This is a genomic window from Mycobacterium marinum (assembly GCF_003391395.1).
In the GTDB taxonomy this organism is placed as follows: Bacteria; Actinomycetota; Actinomycetes; order Mycobacteriales; family Mycobacteriaceae; genus Mycobacterium; species Mycobacterium marinum.
In genome coordinates, this window is sequence record NZ_CP024190.1 from 3,754,011 (window position 1) to 3,769,630 (window position 15,620).

10 protein-coding genes and 1 pseudogene are annotated in these 15,620 nt (G+C 60.6%); 3 read left to right on the forward strand and 8 right to left on the reverse strand.

The genetic code is table 11. The annotated features are described in order from the left end of the window. Positions 1 to 47: 47 nt before the first annotated feature. A pseudogene (locus CCUG20998_RS28525) lies at positions 48 to 393 on the forward strand (aminopeptidase). Between the two features lie 4 nt (positions 394 to 397). On the opposite strand, the gene CCUG20998_RS15710 reads toward CCUG20998_RS28525, so the two are convergent. Further along, positions 398 to 2,182 (reverse strand): SDR family oxidoreductase, encoded by a 1,785-nt coding sequence (locus tag CCUG20998_RS15710; RefSeq protein ID WP_012394916.1) that lies wholly within the window; start codon positions 2,180 to 2,182, stop codon positions 398 to 400. 228 nt (positions 2,183 to 2,410) lie between these two features. Here CCUG20998_RS15710 and sucB point away from each other — a divergent pair, with 228 nt between their 5' ends. Both sucB and CCUG20998_RS15720 read left to right on the forward strand, forming a co-directional pair. Then, positions 2,411 to 4,177, forward strand: coding sequence for a 2-oxoglutarate dehydrogenase, E2 component, dihydrolipoamide succinyltransferase (sucB, locus tag CCUG20998_RS15715; protein ID WP_012394917.1), 1,767 nt, complete (start codon positions 2,411 to 2,413; stop codon positions 4,175 to 4,177). Between the two features lie 4 nt (positions 4,178 to 4,181). Beyond that, on the forward strand, positions 4,182 to 5,093 hold the full coding sequence (locus CCUG20998_RS15720; RefSeq protein WP_012394918.1) for a TIGR01777 family oxidoreductase: 912 nt from the start codon (positions 4,182 to 4,184) through the stop codon (positions 5,091 to 5,093). A 146-nt stretch (positions 5,094 to 5,239) separates the two neighbouring features. Here the strand turns inward: CCUG20998_RS15720 and CCUG20998_RS15725 are convergent, their stop codons facing one another. The 7 genes from CCUG20998_RS15725 to CCUG20998_RS15755 form a co-directional block, all read right to left on the reverse strand. Then, complete coding sequence (locus CCUG20998_RS15725) at positions 5,240 to 6,097, reverse strand: ABC transporter permease (protein WP_036455763.1); 858 nt, start codon at positions 6,095 to 6,097, stop codon at positions 5,240 to 5,242. Further along, entirely contained in the window at positions 6,094 to 7,059 is a 966-nt protein-coding gene (locus CCUG20998_RS15730; RefSeq protein ID WP_012394920.1) for an ABC transporter ATP-binding protein, read from the reverse strand. Before CCUG20998_RS15730 ends, CCUG20998_RS15725 begins: the two co-directional genes overlap by 4 nt. A gap of 139 nt (positions 7,060 to 7,198) precedes the next feature. Continuing rightward, on the reverse strand, positions 7,199 to 10,108 hold the full coding sequence (locus CCUG20998_RS15735; RefSeq protein WP_116267928.1) for an MMPL/RND family transporter: 2,910 nt from the start codon (positions 10,106 to 10,108) through the stop codon (positions 7,199 to 7,201). Beyond that, positions 10,105 to 10,275, reverse strand: coding sequence for an MmpS family protein (locus CCUG20998_RS28530; protein WP_258035725.1), 171 nt, complete (start codon positions 10,273 to 10,275; stop codon positions 10,105 to 10,107). The genes CCUG20998_RS15735 and CCUG20998_RS28530 overlap by 4 nt, the downstream gene beginning before the upstream one ends. 267 nt (positions 10,276 to 10,542) lie before the next feature. Further along, complete coding sequence (locus tag CCUG20998_RS15745; RefSeq protein WP_020725647.1) at positions 10,543 to 10,764, reverse strand: MbtH family protein; 222 nt, start codon at positions 10,762 to 10,764, stop codon at positions 10,543 to 10,545. A gap of 291 nt (positions 10,765 to 11,055) precedes the next feature. Next, on the reverse strand, positions 11,056 to 13,965 hold the full coding sequence (locus tag CCUG20998_RS15750; RefSeq protein ID WP_050674557.1) for an MMPL/RND family transporter: 2,910 nt from the start codon (positions 13,963 to 13,965) through the stop codon (positions 11,056 to 11,058). After that, positions 13,962 to 14,390 (reverse strand): MmpS family transport accessory protein, encoded by a 429-nt coding sequence (locus CCUG20998_RS15755; RefSeq protein ID WP_036455767.1) that lies wholly within the window; start codon positions 14,388 to 14,390, stop codon positions 13,962 to 13,964. The genes CCUG20998_RS15750 and CCUG20998_RS15755 overlap by 4 nt, the downstream gene beginning before the upstream one ends. Between the last annotated feature and the right edge of the window lie 1,230 nt (positions 14,391 to 15,620).

The window sequence follows — 15,620 nt, forward strand, 5'->3', positions numbered from 1 at the left end:
CGGTTAGGCCGGTCGCCCACGGCGATACTGCGGCCCATGGCCGGACTGTGACTGTGCGACGGTTGATCATCGCCGTAGCCGCCGTGCTCTTGGTGGCTGGCGCGATTGGGCTGTTGGTGCCGGTGACGGCATCCAAGGGCGACGGCGGCTCCGTGTCTTGCGGCAGCGGGCTGGCGGCTGACCCGTCCGCAGCGGGGAACGCCAACGACAGCAATGGCGCCAACATACCGATCCCCAACCAGGTCATCCCGCACACCGACGTCGTCGCGCAATGTTCAGTCGGCGGTGTCCCGCAGGGGCATGTGGGCGATACCGCTGGCGGTCATCGGGGCCGTCGGAATAGCCGGCGCGGTGCTCGCGCGGCGGTCCGAAGGTGCAGCGGCGAGCGTCTGACGCGTCAGATGACCCGCATGCGTGCGGTGCTTCGCAGCGCCGGGGGCAGCACTCGGGAAATGCCGTAGAGCGCGTAGGCCTCCGGAGCTACCGGCCGGATCGGCTTGTTCTTCTTGACGGCGGACACAATCGCTTTGGCGACCTTGTCCGGCCCATAGCTGCGCAGCGCAAACATCTTGTCGATCTGTCCACGCCGGCCGTCCACTTGGTCGCCGCCTTTGCCGGGCGGCGCGTCGAAGCGGGTGGTGTTGACGATATTGGTGTTGATGACGCCGGGACAGATGGTGGTCAGGCCGACATCGGCCGCATCGAGTTCGGCACGCAGACAGTCCGAGAACATGAACGTCGCCGCCTTTGAGGTGCAATAGGCGCTCAATGACTGCAGCGGGGCGTATGCGGCCATCGACGACACATTGACGATGTGGCCTCCGGTACCGCGCTCAACCAGACGCTGACCGAAGGCTCGGCAGCCGTTGACCACACCACCCAGGTTGACGTCGAGCACCCGGTCGAACTGCTCTGCGGGAGTGTCCAGGAACCTCCCCGCCTGGCCGACGCCGGCGTTGTTGACGACGATGTCGGGCAGCCCGTGCGTGGCGCTGACCTGATCCGCGAACGCCTCGACCGCCTCGGTGTCGGATACATCGAGCACATAGGGGTGGGCAACACCACCGCGCGCGGCGATTTCGGCGGCGGTGTCCTTCACGGTGGCCTCGTCGATGTCGCTGAGCACAACTTCGGCGCCCTCGCGCGCGAACGCGAGGGCGGTTTCCCGGCCAATTCCGCTGCCCGCCCCGGTGACCGCCACCAGGGTGTCACCGAAGTACTTGCGGGGACGGCCAACCTGGGCCCGCAGCAGTGCGCGGCTCGGGGGCTTGCCGTCAACCAGGTCGGCGAAGTCGTGCACCGCTGCCGCCATCACCTGCGGATGCGACATCGGCGAAAAATGACCTGCTTTGATGTCGCGGCGCCACAACCGCGGCACCCAGCGCGCGGTTTCGTCGTACCCGTAGGGCCGCACGTAGGGGTCCTTGGTGTTGACGATGAGTTGCACCGGCACGTCGATGACCGGCACGCCGCGTGTGCGCGACTGCCGGGAAAAGGCCCGAAAGTAGTTAGCCGGATAGGTCTTCACCGAGTTGGCGGCATCGCTGGCCAAGTTGTCGGAATGGTGAATCCGGTCGAGCGGAAGGTTGTCGACCATGTTGCGCCGAACCGAGGCACGCGACAGCGTCGCCCGCAACACCAGCGGGGCCAACACCGGCACCGAGAACAGCGCCATGTAGCTCAACCGCAGCGCCTGGGTGAGTGCGCGAGCAAAGGTCTTTGGCCGCCACGGCTGGCGCAGGCCGCCGAATATGTAGTTGACCAGCTGGTCCTGGCTCGGGCCGGACACCGACGTGAACGACGCGACCCGGTCGGCCGCGCCGGAGCGGGTCAAGTACTCCCAAATCGCCACCGAGCCCCAGTCGTGACCCAGTACGTGCACCGGCTGGCCGGGGCTGAGCGCTTCGATGACGGCGGCGAAGTCGTCGGCCAAACACGCTGTGGTGTAGGCAGAAACGGCCTTGGGGGCCGACGACAGGCCGACACCGCGATTGTCATAGCGCAGAATCCGGAACCGTTCGGCCAAACGCGGAACGACCCCGTCCCACAACACGTGAGAGTCGGGAAAACCGTGCACGAGCACCACCGTCGGGCCGTCGGGGTTGCCCTCTTCATAGACAGCGATCCGCACGCCACCAGCGCTGTCGACGAACTGCTGGGGTGCTTGTCTTGTTGCCGACATCGGACCTCCGCCCACCTGCGACTTGTTATGCCAATCAGTCGCCACACCGTAGCAAGCGCCATACACAAGCCCCGCGGGCCAAGCGCCACGCCCTGGGTGCGAGCCGACCAAGCGACAGTGACAGGATAGGTTTCGAGATCAACTTGGGTTCCGTACCTGGTGCACGACTGTGTGGTAAGCCAGAGGTCGGCCTATGCCTACCGACGACCGATCTAGGAGTCAAAAACGATGGCCTTCTCAGTCCAGATGCCGGCACTCGGTGAGAGCGTCACCGAGGGAACCGTCACCCGGTGGCTCAAGCAGGAGGGCGACACCGTCGAGATCGACGAGCCACTGGTTGAGGTTTCCACCGACAAGGTCGACACCGAAATTCCCTCGCCGGCCGCCGGTGTGCTGACCAAGATCGTCGCCAAGGAGGACGACACGGTCGAGGTCGGCGGTGAGCTCGCCATCATCGGCGATGCGGCCGAGAGTGGCGGCGGCGATGCGCCGTCCCAACCGGAGCCCGAGGCCGAGCCCGCCGCGGCGGCACAGCCCGAACCGGAGGCCGAGCCCGAGCCGCAACCCGAAGCCAAACCCCAATCCGGAGGCTCGTCGGCTGCTGGTGGCGACGCGACCCCGGTGCTGATGCCCGAACTGGGCGAGTCGGTGGCGGAGGGCACCGTAACTCGCTGGCTGAAGAAGGTCGGGGATTCGGTTCAGGTCGATGAAGCGCTGGTGGAGGTGTCTACCGACAAGGTGGACACCGAGATCCCGTCACCGGTGGCCGGCGTCCTACTCAGCATCACCGCCGAGGAGGACGACGTCGTCCAGGTCGGCGGCGAGTTGGCACGGATCGGCTCCGGATCTGCGGCCGCCGCACCGCCCGAGTCCAAGCCGGCCCCCGCCCCCGAGGCCGCCCCCGAAACCAAGGCCGCTCCTGAGCCCAAGGCCGCGCCCGAGCCCAAGCCGGCTCCCGAGCCCAAGGCGGCTCCCGAGCCCAAGCCTGCGCCCGCGGCAACGCCGCAGCCCGCGGCCGCCCCGGCACCGAGTGCGGGCGACGGCACCCCCTACGTGACTCCCCTGGTCCGAAAACTGGCCGAGGAGAACAACATCGACCTCGACTCGGTGACCGGCACCGGTGTCGGCGGTCGCATCCGCAAGCAAGACGTGTTGGCCGCTGCCGAGAAGAAGAAAGAGCGACCAGAGGCCAAGCCAGCGGCTGCTCAGGCTTCGGCTCCCGCCTCGCCTTCGAAGGCGGCAGCCCCGGCTGCGGCCGCGGCGCTGGCACACCTGCGGGGCACCAAGCAGAAGGCCAGCCGGATTCGGCAGATCACCGCGATCAAGACCCGCGAATCCCTGCAGGCAACCGCGCAGCTCACTCAGACCCATGAGGTCGACATGACCAGAATCGTGGCGCTGCGGGCCCGGGCCAAGGGGTCCTTTGCCGAGCGGGAGGGTGTGAACCTGACCTTCTTGCCGTTCATCGCCCGTGCCGTGATCGACGCCCTCAAGATCCACCCGAACATCAACGCCAGCTACAACGAGGAAACCAAGGAGATCACCTACTACGACGCCGAGCACCTCGGGTTCGCCGTCGACACCGACCAGGGCCTGCTCTCCCCCGTGATCCACAACGCCGGCGATCTGTCGTTGGCCGGGCTGGCCCGGGCGATCGCCGACATCGCCGGTCGCGCTCGATCGGGCAACCTCAAGCCCGACGAGTTGTCCGGCGGCACCTTTACCATCACCAACATCGGCAGCCAGGGCGCCTTGTTCGATACCCCGATTCTGGTGCCGCCGCAGGCCGCCATGTTGGGTACCGGGGCGATCGTGAAACGACCGCGAGTGGTCGTCGACGACACCGGCAACGAATCGATCGGCGTCCGCTCCGTGTGCTACCTCCCGCTGACCTACGACCACCGCCTGGTCGATGGTGCTGATGCGGGACGTTTCCTCACCACCATCAAGCACCGCCTCGAAGAGGGAGCTTTCGAGGCCGACCTGGGGCTCTGAGAGCGTGGGCAAAGCCGTTGTCGCCATAGCGGGTTCGTCTGGATTGATCGGCTCGGCGTTGGCAGCGGCACTACGCGCGGCCGATCACCGCGTGCTTCGGATCGTGCGCCGAACTCCGGCCAATTCCGAAGAGCTGCACTGGAACCCCGAAAGCGGCGAGTTCGATCCCGACGCACTCACCGATGTCGACGTCGTCATCAACCTGTGTGGCGTCGGCATCGGCCGCCGCCGTTGGTCAGGCGCGTTCAAACAGAGCCTGCGCGATAGCCGGATCACACCCACCGAAGTGCTCTCCAGCGCCGTCGCCGACGCCGGCGTGCCCACCTTGATCAACGCCAGCGCGGTGGGCTACTACGGGGACACCCGCGACCGGGTGGTCGACGAAAACGACCCAGCCGGAATGGGATTTCTCGCCCAGCTGTGCGTGGACTGGGAAGCCGCCACGCTACCCGCCCAATACGCCGGCACCCGGGTCGTATTGGCGCGCACCGGCCTGGTGCTGGCCCCGGCGGGAGGCACCCTACGCCCGTTGCGCCCGGCGTTCTCAGTGGGACTCGGCGCCCGGCTGGGCAGCGGCCGCCAGTACATGGCATGGATCAGCCTTGAAGACGAGGTGCGCGCGCTGCTGTTCGCCATCTCCAACCCGACGTTGTCAGGCCCGGTCAACATGGCTGGGCCCGCGCCGGTAACCAATGCCGAATTCACCACCGCCTTCGGACGCGCGTTAAACCGCCCAACCCCGTTGATGCTGCCCGGTTTCGCGGCGCGCGCCGCCCTCGGCGAGTTCGCCGACGAAGGCCTGCTGATAGGCCAACGCGCCATCCCCACCGCACTCGAGCAAGCCGGTTTCCAGTTTCACCACAACACAATTGGTGAAGCGTTGAGCTACGCCACAGCCCGCCGCGACCAGATCTAGCACAACTCCGGACCCCGCGAGCATGCTCGGCGGAACCCACCACCAGGGCGGGCCAGGCGCCAAGTCACCCCACCGACTACTGCGCAAACGGACCGATCGGCCCCTGCGCGTCATGCCGAAGACACGCAACCAGCTCAACAGCAGGGCTAAAGGGAAGTGCGGCGGATATAGGCGCGAATGGCGATAGGAGCCAATAGCGCGGTCAGAACTATCGAATAGATCAGCGTGGACAATGCCGGATGATGCAGTGGCAATTGCGCGCTTGGTGGCGCCATTGGCTCATCGATGGTGAGCTTGCGCAATGCCAGCGCCAAGGATGAGAGCGGATTCCATTCGGCAATCACGCGCAGCGCGTGCGGCATAGGCTGTGTCGGCACAAAGCAGTTCGATATGGAAATAATTGGCAGCGTTATCAAGAACACCGCAGCACCAACCACCTCCACAGTCCTGACCATCAAGCCAACCACCATGCCCAGCCACATAAACCCGACACCGAAAACTAATACCAGCACGAAAGCCAGCACAGCATCGGCTAGGCTGCCGTGCATCCGCCACCCAATGAGCATGCCACTAATACCGATCAGAATGTATACGATCGCCGCGTAGAGCAGCGAGACCAGGCCGCGCGCGATCAACGGCGCGGAATTAGATATTGGAAGCGAACGGAATCTGATAAAGACGTCATTTTCGACATCCGCAGAGATCGCCGCCCCCACAAGTATTATTGTCGCTACTATCGCCTGCGCCTGGATACCCGGCAACAGGTATTCACGGTAGTGCGGTGCCGCGTTTTCGCTGATCGATCGTCCAACAATAAATGTGAAGAACAACATGAACGCAATGGGCTGCAATAGCAACTGCATGAGCGTCTCTGGCCTTCGCCTGACTCTAATCAGGTTACGCTTGAGCATTACCCATACCTGCCACGCAACGCTAGAACTATGCGCCTCGGGCCGACGCACAGTTTGACGATGACTTGTGGATACATCCCGGAAAACGATCATGCCGAGTCCCCCTCCGAAGAACTGCCGTGATGCCCAGTCAACAACACGAAAACGTCGTCAAGACTCGGCCGCGTAAGACGGATATCCTCGATGGGCGCCGCGTATTGGTGCAACATCCGGGCGACGTCCGAAAGGTCCAACAACCCGTGGGTCGCGACCGTGATTCGACGGGCGGAGATGTCGACGCGCACCTCTTTGGCGCCCGTTCGCAGGAACGCCGCGACATTGGCAACATCCTCGGTGCGCGACACAGTCACGACAATGCTTGCGTCACCCGCCTTTTGCTTGAGCTCAAATGGAGATCCCTCTGCAATCACCCTGCCCTTGTCTATCAGGACAATATTGTCGGCAAGCCGATCGGCTTCCTCCAAGTATTGGGTGGTCAGTACCAGCGTGAGGCCATCGTCGACCAACGTGCGCAAAACTTCCCACAGCTGGATGCGACTATGCGGATCCAGCCCTGCAGTTGGCTCATCCAGAAACAACACCTGGGGCCGGGCCAGCAGGCTTATCGCGACATCGAGACGCCGCCGCATTCCGCCGGAGTAGGTATCGACACGTCGATCAGCAAATTCGGCGATCGAGAATTGGTCTAGCAGCCGATCGGTCAGTGACGCCAATTCCTTACGGCGGATCCCGCGCAAGCTGCCGATCATGTTGATGTTCTCTCGAGCAGTCAAGAGACCGTCGAGAGTGGCTTCCTGACATGTCAATCCGATTTCTCTGCGCACCGACTCGGGAGCGGCGCACACATCGTGGCCGGCGACCCACGCGGCGCCGCTTGTCGGCCTGGTCAACGTAGCCAGCATCCTCACCGTGGTGGTCTTGCCAGCACCGTTTGGGCCCAGCAGACCAAGAACACCGCCTGGAGGCACCGCAAAGCTGATGCCGTCGACCGCCGTGACTGAACCGCGCCTTTTGACGAGGTCGATCACCTCAACCGCTGACTGGGATCGCCGCATAAGTTTCTCCTATAACAACGCGTCGCTAGGTGCTGAAGACCATGTCCTGATGCTGTCATCGATCCCAACGCGGCCGATGTCGGTGGACAACGCGGGAACGACACATGACTGAACCTCGATTTTTTTCAGAGCACCCGGGTCAGGGTGTGCTGGTGGTCAGGTTGGTGGTGGGTTGTGATGGTGTGGGTGATGGCCATGGTTGTGGGATGGGTCGGGGTCGGACGTGGTGGGGCCACCAGAACCAGCGGCCCAGCAGGACGGCGATGGAGGGGGTCATCAATGCGCGGACCACGAACGTGTCGAACAGCAGTCCCATGCCGATGGTGGTGCCGATCTGGGCGATGACGGTCAGGTCGCTGACTGCCATGGAGATCATGGTGAAGGCGAACACGAGTCCTGCCGAGGTGGCCACCGATCCGGTGGCTCCTACGGTGCGAATGATCGCGGTGTTGATCCCGGCGTGGAGTTCTTCTTTGAGGCGTGAGACCAGCAGCAGGTTGTAGTCGGCGCCGACGGCGAGCAGGACGATGACTGACATCGACAGGACCAGCCAGTGCAGTTCGATGCCGATCAGGTGTTGCCATAGCAGCACCGATAACCCCACTGAAGCGCCCAGTGATGCCGCCACGCTGCCCACGATCACCAGGGCCGCGATCGCGCTGCGGGTGATGTTGAGCATGATGAGGAAGATCAGACTCAGTGCCGCGATGGCGGCGATCAGCAGGTCGTAGTTGTTGCCATCGTTGATGTCTTTGATGACGGCGGCGGTGCCGGCGAGGTAGACCTTGGAACCTTCTAGAGGTGTGCCTTTGATGGCTTCGGTGGCCGCTCGTTTGATCGCTTGAGTACGGGCCATCCCTTCAGGCGTCATCGGATCGTTCTGGTGGGAAATGATGAAGCGCACCGACTTGCCATCCGGGGAGATGAAGTTCTTCATCGCGCGCTGGAAGTCTTCGTTGTCGAAGACTTCTGGGGGAAGGTAGAACGAGTCGTCGTTCATCGAGGCGTCGAACGCCTTACCCATGGCGTTGGTTTTGTCCGATGCGGCCGCCATCTGGTCCAGCATGCTTTTCTGGGTGGCGTACATGGTCAACGCCATGGCTTTCATGTTCCGCACCGTCTGGGTCATTTTCGGCATGAGTGCAACCATCTGCGGCAGCAACTCATCAAGGCGTTCCATCTCGGGCAGGATCTCCTGCAGGTCGCCGGTCATGAGATCCACACCATCGATGGCATCGAATATCGATCGCAGCGACCAACAGACCGGGATATCGAAACAATGCGGTTCCCAGTAAAAATAGCTGCGGATCGGATGGAAAAAGTCTTCGAAATTGGCGACCGCATCACGCAGCTCTTCCACATCGACCACCATCGATTTTGTTTTGGTGACGAGTCGGTGAGTGGTCTCTGCCATCTCAGCAGCAGTGCTGGTCATCTGCTCCATCGTGTCGATACTGGTCTGCATCTCATCGGCCTGCGCTAACAGATCAGCCATCCGGTCCTGCTGATAATGCTGATTCAGCTGCATAAAAGAACCCTGCGCACCAATCATGAACGGGATCGAGGTGTGCTTGATCGGTTTCCCGTCCGGACGGGTGATGACCTGCACACGAGAGATCCCCTCAACCGCAAAAATCGCCTTGGCGATCTTGTCGATCACCAGCAAGTCAGCCGAATTCCGCAGATCGTGATTGGATTCAACCAGCAGCACATCCGGATTCATCCGCGCCGCACCAAACCCCCGCTCAGCGGCGGCATACCCAATGTTGGCGGGTACGTCCTTCGGCAGATAATTGCGGTCATCGAAACTAGCGCGATAGCCCGGCAAGACCAACAAGCCCCCCAAAGCCAACACACTGGCCGTAATCAGAATCGGCCCCGGCCACCGCGCAATAGCCGCACCCAGTTTGCGCCACCTGCGCACCCGCAACTGCCGCCTCGGTTCCAACACCTTGCCAAACCGACTCGTCACCGCAATAAGCGCCGGCCCCAACGTCAACGCCGCCAACACCCCGACCGTCATACCCACAGCCAACGGAACACCCAGCGTCTGCAAATACGGCAACCGGGTAAAGCTCAAACACAACGTCGCCCCCGCGATCGTCAGCCCCGAACCCAACACCACATGGGCCGTCCCACCAAACATCGTGAAAAATGCCGACTCACGATCCTGCCCCGCACTACGCGCTTCCTGATAGCGACCCACCAGAAAGATCGCATAATCAGTACCCGCAGCAATCACCAACGTAACCAACACATTCGTCGAAAAGGTCGAAAGCCCCACCAGCCCGTGATAGCCAAGCAACGCCACCACACCCCGCGCCGCAGCCAACTGCAGCACCACCATCACCAAAACCACCAACGCCGTCGTGACCGACCCATAGATCACCAACAACATGACAACGATCACCCCAATAGTGACCAACTCGACGAGCCGCATGCTGCGGCTGCCAACCGTCTGCTGATCAACCATCAGCGCCGCAGACCCGGTAACAAAGGTTGTGACGCCGTCCGGAGCCGGTGTGCTGTCGACAATGCGCTGGACGGCTTTCACTGATCTGATGGACCTTGCGTGCCCCTGCAGCCCCATCAGATTCACTTGGACGTAAGCAAACTTCCCGTCGGAGCTTTCCGCGCCAGCTTCGGTGACGGGATCACTCCAATAATCCCGCACACCGACCACGTGCTCTTTGTCTGCTCTGAACTTCCTGACTAGATCGTCGTAGTAGGCATGGGCATCTTCGCCAAGCGGTTCCTTACCTTCCAGCACAAGCATGATCGCGCTGTCGGCTTTGTGTTCGGTGAATAGCGCATTGATTTTATTTGCCGCGATTATCGATGGGGCGTCCGTAGGGGAAGACGAGACCGCACGCATCTCCCCGACCACTTCCAATGAAGGCACGGCGACGCCGAGAGCCACAATGAGGGCTATCCATACGGCGATGATCGGTAACGCTAGCCGACGGATCATCCGCGCCAACAATGGCCGCGCCCCATCACCGGGAGCCAATACGCCCCCGCCACACTGGTCAACTGAAACAGAACTCATCCGGCCTTCACCAGACAAAAGGTCTGCGCATTTACACCGGTCGACGTACGTTCATCCTTGACCTTGCCATCAATAACAATGCGACAACGTATCGTCGAACCATCACTTTGGGCTAGCAATATCGGGGCCGTTGGCAGACTGTTCAAACCAATCTGCCGTGACCACATCGCCCTGGCCCGCCCGCGACCGGATAAGTCGCCATCGAGGCCGTCGCTAAACACGACTACATCACATCCCGCCAAAGCGGCCACACACAGCCGCCATCGTTGTGAACGCGCCCCCCATGCTGAATTCCGCATCTGCAAATTGCAGAAACTCCCCGGATTCACACCATTCCCCTTCGAGAGATTCACACGCTGCTAGCGTTAGAACATGCGGGCGCTCGCGGCGCATGGACAGACGGAATCCCGATCAGTCCATGCGCATTTCTCGAGCTATCCTTGACCAGAAGCAAGTTTTTCCCGCAGACTCTTCGGCCGAATGTCCGTCCAGTGCTGGTCCACGTACTCCACGCAGGAAGCACGACTCGCTTCCCCGAAAACTACGCGCCAACCAGCTGGAACATCAGCGAAAGTTGGCCATAGGCTGTGCTGTTCCTCGTCATTGATGAGGACGAAGAACATGCCATCTTCATCATCAAAAGGGTTGTCGCTCATGATTTTCATTTCCTTCCCGGTCAACGTGCTGCATAACGAAATCGCTTATGGCCTTCATAATGGCTTCCACCACCGCAGACTACGATACCTCACCCGCTAGTTGTTCTCAGTTTAAATGGATCGAAGCGGATAAGAATCTGCAATGAATAATAGATGTTCCAACTGGCCATGACGGCTTTATCAGTTCAGGGCAGAAGCTCCGACTGCAACTATTCTGATGACATTATCCTAATGGGTCATACGACGCTGGGTACCTCCACTTGTTCGATCCCCGCATAACAGCGGGACGGGTCAGGGTGTGCTGGTGGTCAGGTTGGTGGTGGGTTGTGATGGTGTGGGTGATGGCCATGGTTGTGGGATGGGTCGGGGTCGGACGTGGTGGGGCCACCAGAACCAGCGGCCCAGCAGGACGGCGATGGAGGGGGTCATCAATGCGCGGACCACGAACGTGTCGAACAGCAGTCCCATGCCGATGGTGGTGCCGATCTGGGCGATGACGGTCAGGTCGCTGACTGCCATGGAGATCATGGTGAAGGCGAACACGAGTCCTGCCGAGGTGGCCACCGATCCGGTGGCTCCTACGGTGCGAATGATCGCGGTGTTGATCCCGGCGTGGAGTTCTTCTTTGAGGCGTGAGACCAGCAGCAGGTTGTAGTCGGCGCCGACGGCGAGCAGGACGATGACTGACATCGACAGGACCAGCCAGTGCAGTTCGATGCCGATCAGGTGTTGCCATAGCAGCACCGATAACCCCACTGAAGCGCCCAGTGATGCCGCCACGCTGCCCACGATCACCAGGGCCGCGATCGCGCTGCGGGTGATGTTGAGCATGATGAGGAAGATCAGACTCAGTGCCGCGATGGCGGCGATCAGCAGGTCGTAGTTGTTGCCATCGTTGATGTCTTTGATGACGGCGGCGGTGCCGGCGAGGTAGACCTTGGAACCTTCTAGAGGTGTGCCTTTGATGGCTTCGGTGGCCGCTCGTTTGATCGCTTGAGTACGGGCCATCCCTTCAGGCGTCATCGGATCGTTCTGGTGGGAAATGATGAAGCGCACCGACTTGCCATCCGGGGAGATGAAGTTCTTCATCGCGCGCTGGAAGTCTTCGTTGTCGAAGACTTCTGGGGGAAGGTAGAACGAGTCGTCGTTCATCGAGGCGTCGAACGCCTCGCCCATGGCGTTGGTTTTGTCCGATGCGGCCGCCATCTGGTCCAGCATGCTTTTCTGGGTGGCGTACATGGTCAACGCCATGGCTTTCATGTTCCGCACCGTCTGGGTCATTTTCGGCATGAGTGCAACCATCTGCGGCAGCAACTCATCAAGGCGTTCCATCTCGGGCAGGATCTCCTGCAGGTCGCCGGTCATGAGATCCACACCATCGATGGCATCGAATATCGATCGCAGCGACCAACAGACCGGGATATCGAAACAATGCGGTTCCCAGTAAAAATAGCTGCGGATCGGATGGAAAAAGTCTTCGAAATTGGCGACCGCATCACGCAGCTCTTCCACATCGACCACCATCGATTTTGTTTTGGTGACGAGTCGGTGAGTGGTCTCTGCCATCTCAGCAGCAGTGCTGGTCATCTGCTCCATCGTGTCGATACTGGTCTGCATCTCATCGGCCTGCGCTAACAGATCAGCCATCCGGTCCTGCTGATAATGCTGATTCAGCTGCATAAAAGAACCCTGCATAGCAATCATGAACGGGATCGAGGTGTGCTTGATCGGTTTCCCGTCCGGACGGGTGATGACCTGCACACGAGAGATCCCCTCAACCGCAAAAATCGCCTTGGCGATCTTGTCGATCACCAGCAAGTCAGCCGAATTCCGCAGATCGTGATTGGATTCAACCAGCAGCACATCCGGATTCATCCGCGCCGCACCAAACCCCCGCTCAGCGGCGGCATACCCAATGTTGGCGGGTACGTCCTTCGGCAGATAATTGCGGTCATCGAAACTAGCGCGATAGCCCGGCAAGACCAACAAGCCCCCCAAAGCCAACACACTGGCCGTAATCAGAATCGGCCCCGGCCACCGCGCAATAGCCGCACCCAGTTTGCGCCACCTGCGCACCCGCAACTGCCGCCTCGGTTCCAACACCTTGCCAAACCGACTCGTCACCGCAATAAGCGCCGGCCCCAACGTCAACGCCGCCAACACCCCGACCGTCATACCCACAGCCAACGGAACACCCAGCGTCTGCAAATACGGCAACCGGGTAAAGCTCAAACACAACGTCGCCCCCGCGATCGTCAGCCCCGAACCCAACACCACATGGGCCGTCCCACCAAACATCGTGAAAAATGCCGACTCACGATCCTGCCCCGCACTACGCGCTTCCTGATAGCGACCCACCAGAAAGATCGCATAATCAGTACCCGCAGCAATCACCAACGTAACCAACACATTCGTCGAAAAGATCGAAAGCCCCACCAGCCCGTGATAGCCAAGCAACGCCACCACACCCCGCGCCGCAGCCAACTGCAGCACCACCATCACCAAAACCACCAACGCCGTCGTGACCGACCCATAGATCACCAACAACATGACAACGATCACCGCAAAAGTGACCAACAAGATAAGCCGCATACTGCGGTCACCCGCGATCTGCTGATCAGCAAGCACAACCGCAGGCCCCGTCAGAAATGCATTGACCCCGTCCGGCCCCGGCATATCGCGCAGCGCGCCCTGCACCGCTGCCACCGATTCGTTGGCAAGCGCTTCGCCCTGCGTCCCATTGAGGTAAACCTGCGCATAGACAGACCGACCGTCGTTACTTTCAGCGCCAGGAGCGGTCAATGGATCACTCCAAAGGTCCTGGACATACTGGACGTGCCGTGTATCCGCTTTCAGTTTGGCAACTAGTTCTTTGTAGTACTTGCCCGCACGCACATCGAGCGGCTCAGCGCTTTCCAATAGCAGCATGGCCACACTATCGGTGTGGTGCTCATGGAACATCGCTCCTATTCGCTGTATCGCGATGACGCCGGGGGCGTCACCTGGACTCAACGACACCGAACGCACCCGTCCGACGGTATCTAGCTGTGGCACAAAGATATTCAGGGCCGCGATAACAGCTATCCATACGGCGATGATCGGTAACGCCAACCGACGGATCATCCGCGCCAACAATGGCCGCGCCCCATCAACGGGAGCCAATACGCCCCCACCACACTGGTCAACTGAAACAGAACTCATCCGGCCTTCACCAGACAAAAGGTCTGCGCATTTACACCGGTCGACGTACGTTCATCCTTGACCTTGCCATCAATAACAATGCGACAACGTATCGTCGAACCATCACTTTGAGCTACCAATATCGGCGCGACCGACGCTGCTGTCGCCGTGACAGTCATCGTCCACGGCAACGTTATGTTGTTGAGGTCACGCGGTATCGCATCCGGGTCGAGGTAGTTGATATCCGCATAGGTTCCCGAACCAGACACCTCATACGTCACCCTTTTCGGGTTGTGGGGATCTGGATCTTCGCCGAAGATCACCGGGGTAACAATCACCGGAACAGCACCGAAATAGGTGCGTATCCGCGCCACGAGCGCCGTGGAACTGACGATGACCAAGACCATAATAATAGGTATCCACCACCGCCTCAGCACCGACAACATAGAATACCTAAGCGCTTCTTCTAGTGTTGCTACGCATCATTACCACGAGTAACCATATCTTCCACCGCCATTTTCAAGCATTCCCCATTATTCCGAGTTTTTCGATGGATACAGATGGAGAACAAATTAACAGGTTATTGATCGCAAGTTGTCCGGAATCAATTTCCTTGATTGCGGCAATAAATTGTAAAAACAATTTCGCTATCAACAAAGTCGTAAGCCGCGATCGACAGCCGTCCGGCTGAATCTGAACCATGCCTGGAGAATGCCCCAATAAACTGCGCGTCGCCAATTTCGGTCGCCTGGGAATCGATTCACAGTGCATGCTGGTCTACTTTCGAATCTAACCACAGTTGCGCCCGTGGCTACACTACCCGCACCTAACTGTCCGGGGCACATCTTCGGGACACGAGTCAGCGGTGCGTGAGCCACAGGGTAGCGGCGAGCCTTCGCGTTTGAATAGCCCAATTCCAACCTGCTCCCGCCGAACTAGCTGGCTCTTTGGACCAGGAGATGGGCAGCTTCTGCGGCGCCTCTCAGCGCAACCCGTGATGCGTGGCGACTCGGCCCAGACCGTCTGCCGAGCCCGCCCGAACGCGGCTCTCAGAATGAACATGCAGGTCAAGGCGCCTGTCAACAGAGCTCCGGATCCAGTAAGGCCTAGCTGCACACCCACCCGGCCCTCGCCAACCCGCCGGATCCTGTTGGCGCCCCATCCCGGCGCCGAGGGACATAGCCGCCCGAGCTCCAAACGTGACACACCAGCGTCTCAAATGCACGGCCGATGTCTCTTTCGTGAAGATCGCGTCCCATTCTTTTGATTCGGCTTGGCCACTGCTGAATCTCGAAATATGCTGAGCTTCTTCCGCAGGTGCCGGAAACCATGGACGGGCCCGATTCGCCGCCCGGGTGAGGTAGATGATCGCTTTGTTCACTGTGCCGGGGGCTTGTCATCGGTCAAGATCTCGACCGGCATCTCCTTTTGAATTCAATATATCGGGACATGGTGTCCTTCATATCCCCAGTAGTCCCACCCCGGTGATCGCCGACACCAGTAGCAACTAGGCAGTAGTACCGACAACCGCGATGGGTGCAACACGATCAAGCAGGAACTCCCCATCATCCCGGGATGTCGATAATTGCCATCTTTCCGGTGCGCAGCCGCGGACCATTATATGCAGACAGGGAATCGCTAAGCAATTTGCTGTGACCAGCGCCGGAGGTTGATCA